This window comes from Paenisporosarcina macmurdoensis, from assembly GCF_042658845.1.
Taxonomy (GTDB): domain Bacteria; phylum Bacillota; class Bacilli; order Bacillales_A; family Planococcaceae; genus Paenisporosarcina; species Paenisporosarcina macmurdoensis.
Genome location: NZ_JBHSRI010000002.1, coordinates 123,465 through 141,141, shown reverse-complemented (window position 1 = coordinate 141,141; position 17,677 = coordinate 123,465). Strand labels below are relative to the sequence as shown.

Here is a 17,677-nt window from a genome sequence, read left to right as displayed (position 1 = left end):
GCTCTTTTCTAATCTATTTTTTAATCACTTAAATTAATCTACATCTTTAATCATGAACGTTGAAATTTCAGGGAATACGGATAACAGAACAATTGTTAATACCATAATAACAGCGTATGGTATTACACCTTTCACAATTTCATCAATTGTATTCGTTCGGTCAATTCCATTTAATACGAATAAATTTAAACCTACTGGTGGAGAGATTAAAGCTAGCTCCATGTTTATTACCATTATTATCGCAAACCATATTGGATCAAAACCTAAGGCAATAATAATTGGATATAAGATAGGTAAAGTGATGACTAAAATTGAAATTGTTTCTAGGAACATACCTAAAACTAATAGTACAACATTAATCATGATAAAAATTATCCATGGGGAAATGTCTTGTTCGGTCGCGTAGGCAGTAATGGTTTGTGGGATTTGTAATATCGTCATTATGTATCCTAATAACATTGCTCCCACAATAATGAACAATATCATTGCATTCGTTTTAACTGTTGAGATAATGATTTTCTTAAAGTTTTCCCAGTTCAAATTACGATAGACAATAGCTGAAATGGCAAAACTAAACACAACTCCTATAGCTGCAGCTTCAGTTGGTGTGAAAATACCAGTGTAAATTCCCCCTATTACGATAACTGGTAACATTAGTCCCCAAATTGCAGTTTTAGTTGAGTCCAACCGTTCCTTCCATGTAGCGGGTGTATCTTTAATATGGCGTGTTTGGTAAGAAGCAAATACCATAAAAGAAATGGTCAAGATTAGGCCAGGTACAATTCCTGCGATAAATAATTTACCAATCGACTCACCTGTTACTGAGCCATAAATAATCATTGGAACACTCGGTGGTATTAAAATACCTAAAGTACCACCTGCTGCAAGTAAACCTAAAACATGTCTTTTATTATATCCACGGCGTACCATCTCAGGTAATGCTATGGATCCTACTGTTATTGCTGTCGCAACACTCGAACCAGAAATGGCTGCAAAAATAGCACAGCAAAATAAGGTTGCAATTGCTAAGCCACCTGGTAAATGTCTAAACCATCGGCTTGCCATTTCATAGAGATCTTTGCCTACTCCACTAACTAATAATATTTGGCTCATCAATACATACATGGGTAAAGCAGTTAATGAAAAGTCATCGAGCGATTTATACGAAATTATGGGAACTTGCATAAAGGCTAATGATCCACCATTAAAGATATACATTCCCACTACAGCTAAGAAAGCGAGTGTAAATGCCACTGGAAGTCCTAGCAATAATAGGGTGCCCAGACCACCGGCAAAGAAAATATTCATATATGTTCTCCTCCCCTATGTATTCCGCCATCAATTATTTGCAAAGTAAAGGCAAGACATAGTAGTACACCCCCTACCGGAAGCATTAATTCCGGTAGGTACATTGGGATACGTAATAAAGATGCAGAAGTAACACCTAATTCAAAGGTATTAAGCGCATGGTGGAAACCATAAAAGGTAAAAATTAAACTAAACACTAAACCTAATGCATTCGACAAATAGGCTAGTAATGTTTTTAATCGATCATTCACATTATTAATTAGTAAATCAACAGTTATGTGTGAATATGTTCGAACCGCGTATGCACTTCCGAAAAAACAACTACCAATAATCGCATATATGGACAATTCTGTTGCCCAAATAGTTGGTTTGTTAAATAGCCAGCGAGAAATTACTTCAAAAAATATCATGAAAGTTGTTGCGATAATAAATAGCCCAGAAATATATGCTCCCATTTTAATAAGGACATCGAAAAAACTGTAAAGTGACTTCATATTGAACTTCCCCCTTACTGCTGATCAACTATTTCTAGAAGTTCCTTGCCCAAATCCCCTGAATTTTTTGTAAATGCATCCCATGCTGGTTTAGCTGCTTCTTTCCATTCTGGTAGATCTTCTTCAGGTACTACGTAAACTTCCATACCTTTTTCTTCTAGTTGTTTAGCAGTTGTTTCATCTTCAGATTTTGCTTGTTGACGAATCCAATCCTCTGTTTCTTTAGCAGTTTCAGTCAATAATTGTTGTGATTTCTCCGGTAACCCATTCCAGTAGTCTTGATTCACAGCTAGGATAAATTCCAAGTAAGCGTAGTTATTTATCGTCAAGTATTTTGCTACTTCATCATATTTGCGTTGCACCATTGCAGTTGTTCCAGATGTAGCACCATCAACTGTATTACGTTGAAGAGCCATGTAAACTTCTCCTCCACCCATGAATACTGGCGAAGCACCGTAGGCTTTAATCATTTCAGATGGGATATCGCCAATACTACGAATTTTTAATCCCTTAAAGTCGGAAGGTGACTCAAGCGGTCGTTTGTTATTTGCAAATTGTGCATATCCATAATCAGCAAACATTAAGACTTTGGCACCTTTTTCTTCCATAGCAGAACGTAACTTATCACCAAATTCTCCATTTATAGCTTCACCAGCTTCTTCATAAGTAGTAAAGATGTAGGGAACATCAAAAATGCCCATTGCTGGAACCGTACTTGCCCATAAAGTTGAAGAGTTAACGCCCATCTCCACCCCGCCTGATAAAATCGATTGATTCATGTCTTTGTCAGTTAATAATTGACCTGCTGGATAAACTTGAACCTTTATTGCTCCATCAGATTTTTCCGTAACATCTTTAGCAAATTGTTCAATCCCTTTTGCAATATGGTGATCTTGCGGTAAGTTATAGGCTAAACGAATAGTGGTTTCTTCATAACTATCACTATCTCCACTTCCAGTTACTGCTTTTGTTTCAGGTTCTTCTGTATTACATGCCGCCAATAAGAAAGTCGAAACGATTAAGAACGTGATTAATTTCATCCATTTTTTCATGCTAATTTCCCCCTTGGTTGTTTTCTTTCAACATGTCTAATGCGCCCTAACGGATTTTTTGATGAAAGACTTGCGGCATAATCAGCTGCATCAAGCAATTTATCAAAATCTAAACCTGTGCTAATGTTCATGCGGTGAAATAAATACACTAAGTCTTCTGTTGCCAAGTTGCCAGCTGCCCCAGGAGCAAATGGACAACCGCCGATACCAGATACTGCGGTTTCAAATATCCTAACTCCCGCCTGATATGCAGCGTATGCATTTGCCGATCCAAGACCTCTTGTATCATGCAAATGAATCGCAACAGGAGTATCACCAGTAATTTCTAGCACCTTTCTCATTAATCGTTCAACTTGGTCAGGTGTCGCAATGCCAATCGTATCTGCTATCCCAATTCGATCGGCTCCTGCCCCTTTCACTCGTTTCACTAAATCTAAAACGTTCTCCTCAGACACTTCCCCTTCATATGGACAGCCGAAGCTAACGGCGATTGAAAAGCATGTTTTAATGCCATCTTTTTTCGCAATGGCTTGAAGTGATTCGAACTGCTTAAAATTTTCATCGATAGTTAACCCTATATTTTTTTGGTTAAACGTCTCAGTTGCAGAGCTAACCCAGTTAACTTCGGTTAGTTGATGTTCCTTAGCACGTTCGTATCCTTTTAAATTAGGAATAAGTGCAATAGCCTTCAAGTCTTCAAACTTCGCAACCGCTTTCAAAACTTCAGATGCATCAGCCATTTGTGGAACCTTGTCTGGATGAACAAATGAAGTCACTTCAATAGATGTTAAACCGGCATCTAAGAGAAGTTTTATTAATTTTTCTTTGTCATTAGTCGATACCATATTCGGATCATTTTGCAAGCCATCTCTTGGACTCACATCAATAATTTTCACATCTGCCATTTATACAACTCCTTGCTCTTTCAGTTTTTTAAACTTTTCAAAGGAGAAATTCATAAACTCTGTGTAAATTTCTTCGTTGTGTTCACCTAAACTTGGCCCGCTCCACTTAATTTCTCCTGGTGTTTCAGATAACTTAGGTACAACACCTGGTACTAAAACTTTTTTACCATCTGGCAATTCAATTTCCTGTAACATCTCTCGCGCTTTGTACTGCTCATCTTCTACAATTTCTTTAATTCCATATATAGGACCAACAGGAACTGATACCTCATCCAAAATTCGTTGTGCTTCTTTCAAAGGATGTCTTTTCGTCCATTCTTCTATAATTGAGTCGATTAAATCTACATTATCAGCACGACCTTGGTTACTAGCATAAATCGGATCATTAGCTAAATCTTCTCGGCCAATTGCTGTCATCAGACGTTGGAAAATTTTATCACCGTTTCCTCCTATAACTAAATGCTTTCCATCAGCACATTCATACGTATTTGAGGGGGCTATACCAGGTAAAGTACTACCAGTTCTTTCTCTTACTACACCTGTTAAGTCGTATTCTGGGAGAATTCCTTCTAATAGACTAAAGACTGACTCGTATAGTGCAACGTCAACGAGCTGACCTCTTTTTTGTGGATCTTCTTCCCTTGCGCGAAGTGCCATGAGTGTACCAATGACAGCGTATAACCCAGCAACCAAATCCCCAAGTGCAATTCCTACTCTGACTGGCGGTAATTCTGGGTATCCAGTTAGGTAACGAAGTCCACCAATAGCTTCTGCAACACTTCCAAATCCAGGTTTCTCTCGGTACGGACCAGTTTGACCATAGCCTGAAACTCGAGTCATGATGATTGATGGATTTATTTTCTGTAAATCCTCTAAACCAAGACCCCATTTTTCTAAAGTTCCAGGTTTAAAATTTTCGAGAACTACATCTACTTTTTCAACAAGTTGTTTTATTATTTGTTGACCTTCAGGATCTCTCATATTTACTGTAATAGACTTTTTATTTCTTGATTGCACGTACCACCATACTGATGTGTTGTTGTGCATGACTCGCCAATTTCGAAGTGGATCACCTTTCGTTGGTTCTTCAACTTTTATTACTTCTGCTCCAAATTCAGACAGAATTTTACCGGCAAAAGGAGCGGCAACTAAGTTGCCTAATTCCAGTATTTTTATACCATCTAACGGTTTTCTTTTAGACATTCTCAATCCTCCTACGATTTTGAACTATGTTTTATAAACTGGATGTAATCGCTTTCAATATGAGCCTTCATTAATTGCTTCGCTTTTTCTGGTTCTTGATTGACAATTGCTTGGAAAATTTGTTGGTGATCATGCATGGCATGTTCCATATGGAGTGGATTTTCTTCAAGTATGGATTTCCTGTAAAAACTATTAACACCACGAAGCTGAGAAATCATTGAAACGAGAAACGGATTGGCACTTGAAGAAATAATCGTTTCATGAAAATTCACATTGGCATCATGTACTTTCTTAATATCATTTGATTCAGATATTTTCCCCATTTGAAGTAAGTATGTGCGCATCAACTCCACCTGCTCGTGTGTTCTTCGCTGTGCAGCATAAAATGCAGCTAACGGTTCCATTTCTACACGACACTCATATAAATGTTTGAAATCTTGAATTGATGATTCTACTACAGTTACTCCGCCTGATGAATTTACAAGTAAAAGCCCATCCTTTTCCAACATCCGAATTGCTTCACGAATCGGACTTCTACTTACTTGTAGCTCTTCTGAAATCTTCTCTTCTATCAGTCTTTCACCTGGTTTAAGACCACCCATGATAATGGACTCTTTTAAATAGTCATAAACTTGTGTTTTTAAAGTAGCTCTCTTTTTTACAACTTGTACGATGATAATCACCTCTTTTATAATTTCGTCGACTGTATACAATTTCTCTCTATGTAAGAATAATCAAAATACTTTAAATCGTCAATCATTTTTCAAAACTAATTATTTATACATTTTTCTAATAATATTTTGCTTAACAACATAATTTTGTTGCTTTTTTATCCTTCTTTATCATTGAGGGTATAAAGGACAAGCAATTCTTCAAAGAATTTCAATGTAAAAAAACCTTCCACATGAAGTGAAAGGTTTTTGTTTTTAGCAAATAAACTATATGTTTTTTAAGTTCACTGATTTATTTTTCAATATAAGTCTTTTGAAAATCTTCGATTGAAATGGGTTTCTCAAAATAATACCCTTGGAAAAAGTGACAGCCCTGTTCCATTAAGAATTGAAATTCATGTTCATTCTCAACACCCTCTGCTACTAAATCACAATGTAGTGCTTTTGATAAATGAATGATTGATTTTAAGACCGCTTCAGTTTGGGAGTCATTTCCAATTCGTTGAATAAAATACTTATCCACTTTGATTTTATCAATCGGGAAATGAGTAAGTGATGAAAGCATAGAAAAACCGGTTCCAAAATCGTCTATTGCTAAATGCACACCTTTTTCACGACAATTTTGAATGTTTTTCAACATTTGAGCGGAAGTCACAAGGCGTGTTTCTTCTGTTATTTCAAGTTCAATGTAGTCATGAGGTATAGCGTATTTTTCAAGGAGTTCATACAAATCTTCAAAAAATAACTCATTTGCTAGTAAGGATGACGTTACATTGATAGACACACGTTTATTGAAACCAAATTCATTTTTCCATCTTGACACTGTTGAAAATATTTCCTCCATTAAGTATCGAGTCAACTTAAACATATTTCCACTATTTTCTATCACACTAATAAAATCCAAGGGAGATAATTGACCCAGTTCAGAATGATTCCATCGAGATAATACTTCAAAACTTACCATTTCATTAGTTTTACCATTCAATTGGGGTTGCAATAAAAAGTAAATTCCCTCTGTTGAAAGATCTCCATGTAAAGACTGTTCGATGGTCAATCGTCTCGATAAATCTTCTGTCATATTCACTTCATAAAAACGAAAGTGACTATGTCTCGGTCCTTTTGCATGGTACATCGCAGTTTCTGCAGCACTTATTAATTGATTCACATTCACTAGATTTAAAGGAAATTCACTAATTCCAATACTAACCGTTACTACGAAACTATGATTCACGTCAATTTCAATCGGTTGTTTAAGCGCATGGATCATTTCATCCACAATATGTTCAATTACAGGACGAGATTTATTTTCTATAAAAACAAGAAATTCATCGCCTCCAAAATGAGAAAGTGTACCATAAGGTGTGATAAGTTTTTTTAGTAATTGAGCAATTTTAAATAATACAGCGTCTCCCATTTCATGACCATGCAAATCATTAATATTTTTAAATCCATTGATATCTAAATACAATATAGAAAAAGTAGTGCCGCTTTTTATTGCTTGATCAACTTTTTTACTCATTGCTTTCCGATTCGGTAATAACGTAAGACGATCCGTATTTTCAAATACCTCTTTTTGAATTTCCGATTCCTTCTGCAAATTAATATTTTTAAAGTAGATGGAAATCCCACCATCACCTCTTGGGTAAGAATGAATTTCAAACCAACTTTTTAGTGTTTCAAAATAAGACTCAAAGGTAATATAGATTTTTTCAGACATCGTTCTTTTATACTGTATATGAAACTCTGAATCTATAGCCTCAGGGTATACATCCCAAATGCTTCTATTCAGAACATCTTCATTCTTTATATTCAATAACTTTAAAGCAACGCGATTCAATTGAGTTATTTCCCAGCTCTTATTTAAGCAAATAAATCCATCTGTCATACTATCCAATACATCAACAACAATCGCTTCAGAATGAATTTCATTTGTAACTTCTCGATGAACGACAATCAGTCCACAATCTTTTTCTTGCAAGGTACAACGATTTATTTTAATGCGGAAGAAACGCTCATATTCTACTCCATGACTGGAGTAAACGAGCGCAAATTCGTCTGTTTTATTGGTAAGTACGTCCATCATTCCCTCAAACATAGTGGGGCTTTGATGTTGAAGACAGTCGAAATAATTATCTCCTTCAGAAACAGCCAGCAAATCTACCTGGTTTTCTAAAAAAAATTCTTTCCAGGATTTATTGATAAATTGAATGTCACCCCGATGATCAATGACTGAAACTTGATCATCTAACGTATCCAATATTGAATGTAAGGTATTTTGAATTTCACTCATGTATTATCTCCTATAATTCGACAATTTCTTTTTCCTCATTTTATCATAATAATTCGCAAATAATACCAATATTTTCGATTTATTAGTCATTTTGTATTAGTTAAATATATATAAACAGAGGAAACATGATTCAAACTACACAGGTGTAAAGACAACTACCATATTCTTCAAATGCTTATATTTATACTCGAAATGTTTGTTATCATATTTGAAATGGAGTATTCCTTTCTATTTCCATTATTTAAATTATAAAAACAGAGTCATTAATTCAATGTGTGAATACCATTCGAGATGGGTATCACTAATAAATAAATATTTATATTATGGAGGAATGACAATGTTAAGAGGAAATAAACGTTCTTTGTTATTTGGTGGACTTGCTGCAATGACCTATTTATATTTTCAAAAGTGGGAGAATAGAGACAAGGCAAAAATGACCATGCAAAATACAATGACTAAAGTATCTTCATTCATGGACTCTCGAAGTATCAATCAATCGCAAATGACCAAAGCAGGCTTTTCTGACCCCAACGATCCAGATGATAATCGAATGGTTGAAGAAGGTTCAATGACGAGCGTTCGATATTATAACGAAGAGGTACAAAGTAAAGATTCTAAATCAGAAGCAAAACATGCATTTCCAAAATCTCAGCAAAAACCTTCACCAAAATCCAAAGAATCTTTGCCAGAAGATAATAACGACTCACCTGCAAAACAAGAAAATGCCAGTAGAATCCCGCCAAATTAACCATAAGAAAAACCGTGATTCCATGGGATCACGGTTTTTCTTATGGTTAAACCTAAAATCCGCCACGCTCGTCTACATCGTGATTATTTTGACCGTCATGCACTTGAAGTTTTTCTTTCTGTTCTTTACTTAATTTTTCTTGTGTTTGAATTTTTTCACTCTCTTTTTTGCTCGTCGATTGATTCTCATCATGTCGCTCCATCAATTTCACACCCACCTCTCAATATTTAATGTTCATGTCATAGTAGGTTTTTCCCGAATCATCAAACTTATAACAAGAAAATTAAATTATTTTACTTTTGTCATAAGTGGTGTAAATTAGAGAGCAACAAATTCAGTTGATCTTCACAGAAGAATATAGGAATTCACTTTACAACTGCACCTGTTACAGACTTAAAATTACTCATTCGTATACATCTGAATCTCATCAAATTTAATTTCATTTACACTCTTTTTCAATATGGTATAACTCATATTCACTTTCATAAGATCTCGTATTAAACTAATCCAAAAACTCTGCAAGAAAACACATTCTTGTTCCTTATTAATCGACTTAAACACACTTTCTTCCCAGCTATGATGTATTTCGATAACGACTCTTTTTTCTGTTTTAGAAAATGTAGTTATTTTCGCATTTCCCCAGCCTGCATTACGGTATAAATCACTAAATTCAATCAATATATTATCTAAATCTGTTCAATCAGAATAGGATTGACTAACCATAACTCCTAAACGTTTTCCGAATGCTGTAAGAATCTCATTAGTCTTCTCTTCACCTGCAATTTCATCAATTGACATCATTAATATTTCTAATCCTTGATTCCATATAATAATGGCAGGTAAATTATTATACGTTAACAAACCTTGTTCATTTCTCCAATTAAATTCATCACTATTAATTTTCATTTGTGAAAATGATGCTGACATCCTGAAAACGCCCCTTAATTACATAAGATATATTTATTAGGTATTAATTACCTATTTTTATAATTTTCAAACATTTTTATGTATTTCTAAACTACACAAATTTCAGTTATCCATCAACTGGCATACCTACACCGTGGATAATCGCTGCAACTAATGAATTTGCCGTTTTTACCTAGTTTCTCAATCAAATCATTGCCACATTTGGGACAAATATTTTGGCTAATTTTATCGTTTAAAATCTGTTGATTTTTTTGTATCGTTTGCACATGAATTTTTGAAGCTTTTTTATTCATGCAATTTGCATTACGAATCATTTCAGCTACTCTGCGAACTGAATCGATCGACATTCCTTTCACCGGTTTCGAATGAATGACTCTCAACAAATGTAACGTATTCACTACATGTATACCTTCAGAATTAATATCTATTTTCTTTAACGTACCTCTATCGCTAAACGCAATTACTGAATAAAAGGGACCTGAATAATCTTGCAAATGATGTTCTAAAAACTTGATATGTCCATAATTTTGATGAATTGGATTTTGAAATCGTTTTTTACTTTTATAAATCGTTTGTGTCCAGAACTTACTGTGTTCAGAACCAAAAATCCAGCCCTTGTAATTTTTAGTTTCCACTACAAATATTCCTGTCTGTCCCACAACAATATGATCTATTTGAGTAGTCTTTCCGTCTTTCATTGCATAATATTATGAAGAACTTCAAATTCTTCTTTTTTCAACTTCTTTAATACTATTCTCACGCCCAACTCCCCTATATACCCTTTGATTTTTGGAGTTTTTAAGCTAGCTAACACAATAATTAGTAAAATAAGCAGGATTTGCATATGCACCTCGAATTTTTATATTTTAGACTATTTTCTCACAAAAAGGTAATTTGTGGTATCTTTTTATACTAAAATGCCTTCTAAATATTAAATATATCTGAGTGTACATATGCCTATCAATTAAGACATTTCTCCAATATTTTTTGAAATCACTTAACTCTTAGGCGAATTCAAAACCATATTTCTTAAAAATTTAGATTAACTAGCAAAAAAACTTGCCAACTCATTTATAGAGTTGGCAAGTTTTCATTGGATCCCCTAGTTTTCTCAATCCCCATGTCGTTTCTAAATATATGTCCACTAAAATGGTCATGCGCTTCCCCATAGCTTCAGCCATTTCTAATGCCACGACACTTTCATAAACGAGTGCCATACGCTTTGCTAAGTTTTTAGCTTCAAATGTTTGCATGTCTTCATGTAATTCAACGAATACCCGCAAGTCACTTTCAAGTTCGCTCAATACCTTATGAACAATAGTTTTCAATGATGTTGTTGGTATTTTTTGTAGACGCGTTTTCATTGTCTTGATAAATATCGTATGTGCATTAAATTTCCGCACTAATCTCACGAATTCCAACCCCAAAATATTTGCGGTGCCTTCCCAAACCGTTAAGACTTGTGCGTCTCGCAGCAATCGAGGTGTCACAAAATCTTCGATATAGCCGTTACCACCGTGCATTTCAATCGCTTCATGAGCAAAGAGAATCGCTTGTTCAGCTGTTTCTTTTTTCAAAATAGCAATATATAAACGATTTAATATGATTTCTTCATCACTGGCTACTTTGGCAACCATACGATCATATAACTGTATTAAATCAAACACGGTTGTTAGCTCAACTTCCATTTTGGCTGTCAACTTCCCTAATGTGTCCTGAACCATTGGAAAGGCCACTAGTTTTTGCCCAAACGCATCTCGCCGTTGTGCATAATCGGTGGCTTCATTTAAAGCGCGTCTCATAATCCCAAGAGACGCAACAGCATTACAAATGCGGGATAAATTTAAGGCTTCCATCATATATTTCAAACCATTAGCTTTGTCTCCAACTACATACGCAAGTGCCCCGTCAAACTCTACTTCTCCACTAGGGACAGCTCGAACACCTAACTTATCCTTCAATCTGCGAATTGAAATTCCGTTTAACGTACCATCTTCACGTCGCAAAGGCACCGCAAAAAGTGTCAATCCTCTTGAACCTTCCTGGGCACCTTCAATTCTGGCAAGGACCATAGCAACACCAGCCATTCCAGCATTCGAAGCAAAATATTTTTCACCGAATAGTCTAAAATGACCGCCATCTGCAACAGCCCTCACAACATTTGCCCCTACATCCGATCCACCTTGTCGCTCCGTCAAAAATGTAGCACCTTCAAATAATTCAACATCACCAGTTGCACACACATGTGGCAAGAATTGCGCTTTCAGTTCGTCATTTGCATACTGTTCCAGTAAAAATGCAGTTGCCATCGTTAACGTTACTGGACAGTAAAAGCCCGCTTCCGCTTGTGACAATACATAACCTTGTGCAAAACTATACATATAGTTTCCCTTGCTTCCGAGTTCAGGAATCTCCTTGTGCACATACCCTACAATGCCTGTCTCATATGTTTCATTCACAGTTTTCTTATACCCTTCATTGACCCATACTTCAGAAACATCTTCACCGTAGCGATCGAATTTCACTAACCTCGGTTCGCCTTCACGGTCTGTATGCCTCGCACGCTCATCAATTTCATTGGCGACTTGTTCTCCAAACTCAAGTAAGGCCTTTTGCGCATAAGGGAACATCTCCGGCTCTAGCCCATGTCTCAAAATCGTTTGCAAAGTTTCATCATTAGAATAAAAATTGCGACGCGTCATTTACTCTCCCACTCTCTCAAAAGATTTAAAGGTACCAAGCACTTTCATTGCATATTCCCCTTTAAGTTGGTTAACTTCTCCGTAAACTGATGTAGCAACAATTCCATTTCCGACTTCATCTCCTGCAATTCACGAATCTTTAAATCAACTTGTGCCACACGATTATTGCCATACTCAATCGTCCGTTCCAATTGCCTTAAACCACTGCGATCCTGATCAAACAACAACACCATTTCTTTAATTTCCTCCAAATTAAAACCATACTGCTTTCCTCGAACAATAAGCTTCAATTTCGCACAATCCCTTGGTCCAAACACTCGAATATTGCTATCCGTCCTCTGCGGCTTCAACAAACCAAGTTCCTCATAATACCGAATCGTTCGTGTTGTTAGCCCAAACTCCCGCGCCATATCGGCAATACTTTTCAAACCCAACACCTCAGTCAGCTATTTTTATGTATTTTATCATTAACGCTAACGTTAACTTCAAGTTTTTTTAACAAAAATAAAATCGTTCAAACTTAACATACCCTTCCCTAATTCAGCATACAATTCTTTATCTCACTAAAAATACCACTAATTTTTCTGTCTATTCCGACTATTAAACGACTAGTTGACAGGCTCTTTTATTAGATATATAGTGAACAACATAATTAAATATGCGTTAATTCTTATCAAGAGATGTGGAGGGCCTGGCCCTATGATACCTCAGCAGCGGGTTTTTACTTTTTGTAAAAATACTGTGCTAATTCCAGCGGACAATTATTTGTTCGATAGATGAGAAGAGTGTTCGAGCTAATTTTCTGTGGATTTATGTCCGCATTTCTTTTGCATACGTATGCCTCTTCTGTCTATCGACAGAGGGGGCATTTTTTGTTGTCCACCTCCTGTCTCAGATAACGAGCATGACAAAGAAAGGGGCGACATTACGTGATTGAATTTCAACAAGTAACAAAATCATTTCAAACAAAAAAACAAACAGTTGAAGCATTAAAAGGTATCGACCTAACTGTAGAGAAAGGAGACATTTTTGGAGTTGTAGGTTACAGTGGCGCCGGCAAAAGCACACTCATTCGCCTCGTCAATTTACTCGAGCGACCAACAACTGGGCAAGTGCTCGTTGATGGCCAACCATTAACTGATTTGAAACCAAAACAACTGAGAGCAGAAAAGAAAAAAATCGGCATGATCTTTCAACATTTCAACTTACTTAATTCCAAAACCGTTTTCGACAATGTAGCCATCCCGCTTGTATTATTAGGAACACCAAAAACAATCATTAAAGAACGTGTTGAAGAACTGCTTGAATTTGTTGGCTTATCTGACAAAGAAAAAAACTATCCAGAACAATTATCTGGAGGTCAAAAACAGCGAATCGGCATTGCCCGTGCACTTGCAACTAACCCATCCATCCTATTATGTGATGAAGCAACGTCAGCACTCGATCCACAAACAACAAGCGCCGTATTGCAGCTGCTTAAAAAAATTAACCAACAATACAATATCACCATCCTACTCATTACACATGAAATGTCCGTCATTCGTGAAATCTGCAATAAAGTCGCTGTGATGGAAGGCGGTCTCGTCGTTGAGCAAGGTTCCGTATTTGAAGTTTTTGCAGCACCCAAAACCGAAATCGCTAAAAACTTTGTGCGGACAGTCATTCATGATGAAATTCCACAAAGCGTCCTTAAAAATGCTGCGGTCTCAAATAAGCATCCAATCATTTGGAAAATTAATTTTGTGGGCAACACATCAAGTCAGCCTTTGCTGTCAACCATCGCTAAGAAATACGATGTTCACTTAAGCGTACTCTCTGCTAATATTTCTGAAATTCAAGAAACGCCTTTTGGTAACTTGATTATCGAAGTAACTGGTGAACCACTGGAGATTCACAAAGCCTTAACTTACATAAAAGACGATGGGTTTATCGTTCAGGAGGTGGATTTAAATAATGAGTAATACACTTTGGGGCATGGAAATAACAGCAGAACAATTACTCACAGGCTTCGGTGACACACTTTATATGGTCGCCATATCCCTATTATTTTCAGCACTTATCGGTCTGCCACTCGGTATTTTGCTTGTCATTACTCGAAAAGGTCATATCTTGGACAGCAAGTGGATTTTCAACATTTTAAATCCGGTCATCAACATCTTGCGCTCGGTACCGTTCATTATTCTACTTGTTGCCATTATTCCATTGACAAGATTGATTGTCGGCTCTGCCATTGGGACCACTGCAGCAATCGTCCCTCTTGTCTTTTACGCAGCTCCTTATATAGCGAGACTTGTCGAGAACTCTTTACTTGAAGTCGACAAAGGAATTATTGAAGCTGCTCAGTCCATGGGCGCTACTGTTCCACAAATTATCTTTAAATTCTTAATTCCAGAGGGCTTAAGTTCTCTTATTCTCACCTTCACCACGGCAACGATTGGCTTAGTTGGTGCATCTGCTATGGCCGGTGCAGTTGGAGCTGGAGGAGTCGGTGACTTAGCCATCACTTATGGCTATCAACGATTCGATACGATGACCATGATCGTCACCGTGGCAGCACTCGTCATTATCGTTCAATTATTACAATCAACTGGAAACCTGGTTTCAAAACAAATAAGAAGAAGATAACTGGAGGTAGGGAAAATGAAGAAATTTGTATTGGTTTTGATCGTTTTAACATTAAGTTTATTAGCAGCTTGTGGCAATGAAGAAGGTAGCGCAGAAGGCTCAGACAAAGTAAAAGTTGGCGTAAGCGGCGGAGACACACGCACGTGGGATTACATCGTGGAAATCGCAAAAGAAAAAGGACTTGAAATTGAACTCGTCAAATTTAACGATTACATCCAACCAAACATCGCATTAGCAGAAGGCGAAATTGATGCCAACGCATTTCAAACTATCTCGTACTTTGACGAATTTAAAGCAGATCAAAAATTAGACCTTGAAGCAATTGCCTCAACTGTTATCGCACCAATGGGTATCTATTCGAAAAAACACAAAACACTTGAAGACTTGCCAGATGGCGCAACCATAGCTCTACCAAACGAAGGAACAAATTTCGGCCGTGCCCTACTTCTCCTTCAAGAAGCTGGATTAATCACGTTAACAGACGACTTTGAAGGTATTGGTGCCATCGACAAAATTAAAGATAACCCGAAAAACTTAAAAATTGAAGCAGTCGCAGCAGGTAACACACCTCGGTTCCTTGACGATGTCGACGCATCGATCATCAACAACAACTTTGCTGTAGAAGCTGACTTAGTATTAGATGAAGCACTATTCCATGAGAGTGCAACAGCGAAACCATACATCAATATCATCGCCGCACAAACAGGTGACGCTGATCGCCCAGAATTACAACAATTGGTTGAAATTTACCACTCAGAAGAAGTTGAAAAATTCATCATCGAAGAGTATAAAGGTAGCTCAATCCCAACATTCGTCTCACTTGAAGAACTTTTAAACTACAAAGACTCTTGGAAATAACCTCTTTATATAGAAGGAAGGCGGCCGAAGATACAATCTCGGCCGCCCTTTTTTTAAGTTCATATTACTGCTTTTGGCTTCGATTCGTGTTCCATAATTTTCCTATTACAACTAAAGTCGTGTTTTTTACAACTAAATCACTCAAAATTACAACTAAAGCCACGATTTTTACAACTAAACAAGCAAATTTTACAGCTAAATCTTCGCTCACAATAAAACCCATCAAAAAACCCACCAAAGCGTCAGCGGGTGGGGCCATTCAAGAACTTTTCACTTCTAAATATGACGAGTAAAGCCCTGATTAGTGCTATTGGCTCCGCCAACAGCCTTTTCTGTTGGTGACACCATACGCTCGAGCTTCCAGAATTTCGCGATTCCAACTTGGCTTCACTTTTTTCCAACTTGAGCCGCATATTTTCCAACTGAGCAATCGCTCACTCTAATTCCCATCAGAAAAACCCACCAAAGTGACAGCTGGTGGGTCCATTCAAGAACTTTTCTCTTCCGATTTCAACATGAATCGTGATATCACAACTACCTACCACTCCCAGAAAATCACTCCATAAACAATTTACCTTTTTTGTTCTTCTGCCAAACCATACTCACCATTATAGTGATTCCTAGTACAACAAATCCTAGAACGAATGGATATAAGATATTTACATCATACAAAACACCAGCAAGTAGAGGCCCTATGACATTTCCAATGCTCATATACGCATTGTTCATGCCCATCGCAAACCCTTGTTCATTTCCAGCAAGCTTCGATATGAGCGTATTCAATACGGGTCGCAATATAGACGTGGAAAGGAACACCACTAAAGTGATCATAAAGAATAGTACATACGTTGAAGCAAATAATGATAGGAAGAAACATACGGCTGTAACCGAAATAAAGACATTCAAAATGACACCTTCTCCAAAACGATGAACGAGACGCTCTACAACCAATAATTGCATGACAACACTTACAATTCCTGTTGACGTAATCATCACCGCAATTTGTTTAGGTGTTGCAGCGAATTGATTATCAACAAACAATCCGAGCACAGATTCATATGCCATTAACCCAAAACTCATGACGAGCGTGATGATCAATGGAATAAAGTAAGGCTTATGAATAGATTGTGCAAGCTTTTTAAGCATCGGTTCTTGTTCAATTGGGCCACCCGTTTCAGGCGATACTTCCCTACTTTCCTTCAAAACAATAACTGAGAAAATGACTGATACTAACGATACCAATGCCGATACTAGCAAGGGAAGTTTTAAGTCATAGTCTGCTAAAAATCCACCAATCCCAGGACCAACCACTATCCCTAGCGACATGGCAGCTGAAATGTAACTATTCCCTTTCGCACGTTGATCCATTGTCGTAATATCTGCGACATACGCAAAAATTGCTGGAATTAATAGTGCTGCCCCAATTCCACCTATTACACGAGACAAATATAACACCCATATGGAGTCGGAAAAATAAAAGACAAACATGGAAACAGTCAATCCGCTAAGACCCGCGATAATCATCTTCCGGCGCCCTAATTGATCTGCCCACTTCCCTGCAATCGGTGACATGACAAATTGAGCTCCTGCGAAAATCGCAATCATCAATCCTGCTGCCATCCCGCCCTCACCAATTGACACCAAATACGCTGGTAGAATCGGAATAATAATCCCAAAACTCCCAATCGCAATAAACATATTAATCATTAATACTATAATTTTCTTTTTTTGTTCTGGTAACATTCAAAATCCTACTTTCTATATAAACACTTTAACTATCTAAACCTAAATCCTAACCTACAGTCAACATTTTTGATTTAAGACACCGTAAAATAAATATGTATAATTCCGCCATAGAATCTTAGTATCGGATTACATTAAAAGGGTTAATTAC

The 17,677-nt window shown here is 36.9% G+C and carries 18 protein-coding genes and 1 riboswitch; of the genes, 4 read left to right on the top strand and 14 right to left on the bottom strand.

Annotation, left to right across the window (positions count from 1 at the left end; all coding sequences use genetic code 11):
• Positions 1-33: 33 nt before the first annotated feature.
• The 7 genes from ACFPYN_RS00665 to ACFPYN_RS00635 form a co-directional block, all read right to left on the bottom strand.
• Positions 34-1,308, bottom strand: a complete 1,275-nt coding sequence (locus ACFPYN_RS00665; RefSeq protein ID WP_377731947.1) for a TRAP transporter large permease — start codon at positions 1,306-1,308, stop codon at positions 34-36.
• Positions 1,305-1,802, bottom strand: coding sequence for a TRAP transporter small permease (locus ACFPYN_RS00660; protein ID WP_377731946.1), 498 nt, complete (start codon positions 1,800-1,802; stop codon positions 1,305-1,307). The genes ACFPYN_RS00665 and ACFPYN_RS00660 overlap by 4 nt, the downstream gene beginning before the upstream one ends.
• Positions 1,803-1,816: 14 nt before the next feature.
• Positions 1,817-2,854 (bottom strand): TRAP transporter substrate-binding protein, encoded by a 1,038-nt coding sequence (locus ACFPYN_RS00655; protein ID WP_377731945.1) that lies wholly within the window; start codon positions 2,852-2,854, stop codon positions 1,817-1,819.
• Positions 2,851-3,759, bottom strand: coding sequence for a hydroxymethylglutaryl-CoA lyase (locus tag ACFPYN_RS00650; protein WP_377731944.1), 909 nt, complete (start codon positions 3,757-3,759; stop codon positions 2,851-2,853). The genes ACFPYN_RS00655 and ACFPYN_RS00650 overlap by 4 nt, the downstream gene beginning before the upstream one ends.
• Positions 3,760-4,962, bottom strand: a complete 1,203-nt coding sequence (locus ACFPYN_RS00645) for a CaiB/BaiF CoA transferase family protein (protein ID WP_377731943.1) — start codon at positions 4,960-4,962, stop codon at positions 3,760-3,762.
• A gap of 11 nt (positions 4,963-4,973) precedes the next feature.
• Positions 4,974-5,675: a GntR family transcriptional regulator gene (locus tag ACFPYN_RS00640; protein WP_377731942.1), complete on the bottom strand. Its 702-nt coding sequence runs from the start codon at positions 5,673-5,675 to the stop codon at positions 4,974-4,976.
• 250 nt (positions 5,676-5,925) lie between these two features.
• Entirely contained in the window at positions 5,926-7,923 is a 1,998-nt protein-coding gene (locus tag ACFPYN_RS00635) for an EAL domain-containing protein (RefSeq protein ID WP_377731941.1), read from the bottom strand.
• A gap of 337 nt (positions 7,924-8,260) precedes the next feature.
• Between ACFPYN_RS00635 and ACFPYN_RS00630 the strand changes: the two genes are divergently transcribed.
• The gene (locus ACFPYN_RS00630) at positions 8,261-8,671 is read left to right on the top strand and encodes a hypothetical protein (protein ID WP_377731940.1); all 411 of its coding nucleotides are present in this window, start codon (positions 8,261-8,263) and stop codon (positions 8,669-8,671) included.
• A gap of 52 nt (positions 8,672-8,723) precedes the next feature.
• Here ACFPYN_RS00630 and ACFPYN_RS00625 read toward each other — a convergent pair whose 3' ends face one another.
• The 5 genes from ACFPYN_RS00625 to ACFPYN_RS00605 form a co-directional block, all read right to left on the bottom strand.
• Positions 8,724-8,876 (bottom strand): hypothetical protein, encoded by a 153-nt coding sequence (locus ACFPYN_RS00625; protein WP_377732643.1) that lies wholly within the window; start codon positions 8,874-8,876, stop codon positions 8,724-8,726.
• Positions 8,877-9,367: 491 nt separating this feature from the next.
• On the bottom strand, positions 9,368-9,598 hold the full coding sequence (locus ACFPYN_RS00620; protein ID WP_377731939.1) for a hypothetical protein: 231 nt from the start codon (positions 9,596-9,598) through the stop codon (positions 9,368-9,370).
• 113 nt (positions 9,599-9,711) lie between these two features.
• The gene (locus ACFPYN_RS00615; protein ID WP_377731938.1) at positions 9,712-10,296 is read right to left on the bottom strand and encodes a nuclease-related domain-containing protein; all 585 of its coding nucleotides are present in this window, start codon (positions 10,294-10,296) and stop codon (positions 9,712-9,714) included.
• 369 nt (positions 10,297-10,665) lie between these two features.
• Complete coding sequence (locus ACFPYN_RS00610; protein ID WP_377731937.1) at positions 10,666-12,300, bottom strand: acyl-CoA dehydrogenase family protein; 1,635 nt, start codon at positions 12,298-12,300, stop codon at positions 10,666-10,668.
• A 44-nt stretch (positions 12,301-12,344) separates the two neighbouring features.
• Positions 12,345-12,728, bottom strand: a complete 384-nt coding sequence (locus ACFPYN_RS00605) for a MerR family transcriptional regulator (protein ID WP_377731936.1) — start codon at positions 12,726-12,728, stop codon at positions 12,345-12,347.
• A 239-nt stretch (positions 12,729-12,967) separates the two neighbouring features.
• A riboswitch (SAM riboswitch) is annotated at positions 12,968-13,083 on the top strand.
• Between the two features lie 146 nt (positions 13,084-13,229).
• Here ACFPYN_RS00605 and ACFPYN_RS00600 point away from each other — a divergent pair.
• Genes ACFPYN_RS00600 through ACFPYN_RS00590 form a run of 3 tightly spaced genes read left to right on the top strand, consistent with a single transcriptional unit; the run spans position 13,230 to position 15,783 of the window.
• Positions 13,230-14,261 carry a methionine ABC transporter ATP-binding protein gene (locus ACFPYN_RS00600; RefSeq protein WP_377731935.1) on the top strand — a complete coding sequence of 344 codons (1,032 nt, stop codon included), beginning with the start codon at positions 13,230-13,232 and terminating at the stop codon, positions 14,259-14,261.
• Positions 14,262-14,274: 13 nt separating this feature from the next.
• Positions 14,275-14,925 (top strand): methionine ABC transporter permease, encoded by a 651-nt coding sequence (locus ACFPYN_RS00595; RefSeq protein WP_377732621.1) that lies wholly within the window; start codon positions 14,275-14,277, stop codon positions 14,923-14,925.
• Between the two features lie 15 nt (positions 14,926-14,940).
• A complete protein-coding gene (locus tag ACFPYN_RS00590) occupies positions 14,941-15,783 on the top strand; it encodes a MetQ/NlpA family ABC transporter substrate-binding protein (protein ID WP_377731934.1) in 843 nt (280 codons plus the stop codon).
• Between the two features lie 64 nt (positions 15,784-15,847).
• Here ACFPYN_RS00590 and ACFPYN_RS00585 read toward each other — a convergent pair whose 3' ends face one another.
• Positions 15,848-16,006, bottom strand: a complete 159-nt coding sequence (locus ACFPYN_RS00585) for a hypothetical protein (RefSeq protein WP_377731933.1) — start codon at positions 16,004-16,006, stop codon at positions 15,848-15,850.
• A gap of 332 nt (positions 16,007-16,338) precedes the next feature.
• Positions 16,339-17,526 carry an MFS transporter gene (locus tag ACFPYN_RS00580; RefSeq protein ID WP_377731932.1) on the bottom strand — a complete coding sequence of 396 codons (1,188 nt, stop codon included), beginning with the start codon at positions 17,524-17,526 and terminating at the stop codon, positions 16,339-16,341.
• Positions 17,527-17,677 lie beyond the last annotated feature (151 nt).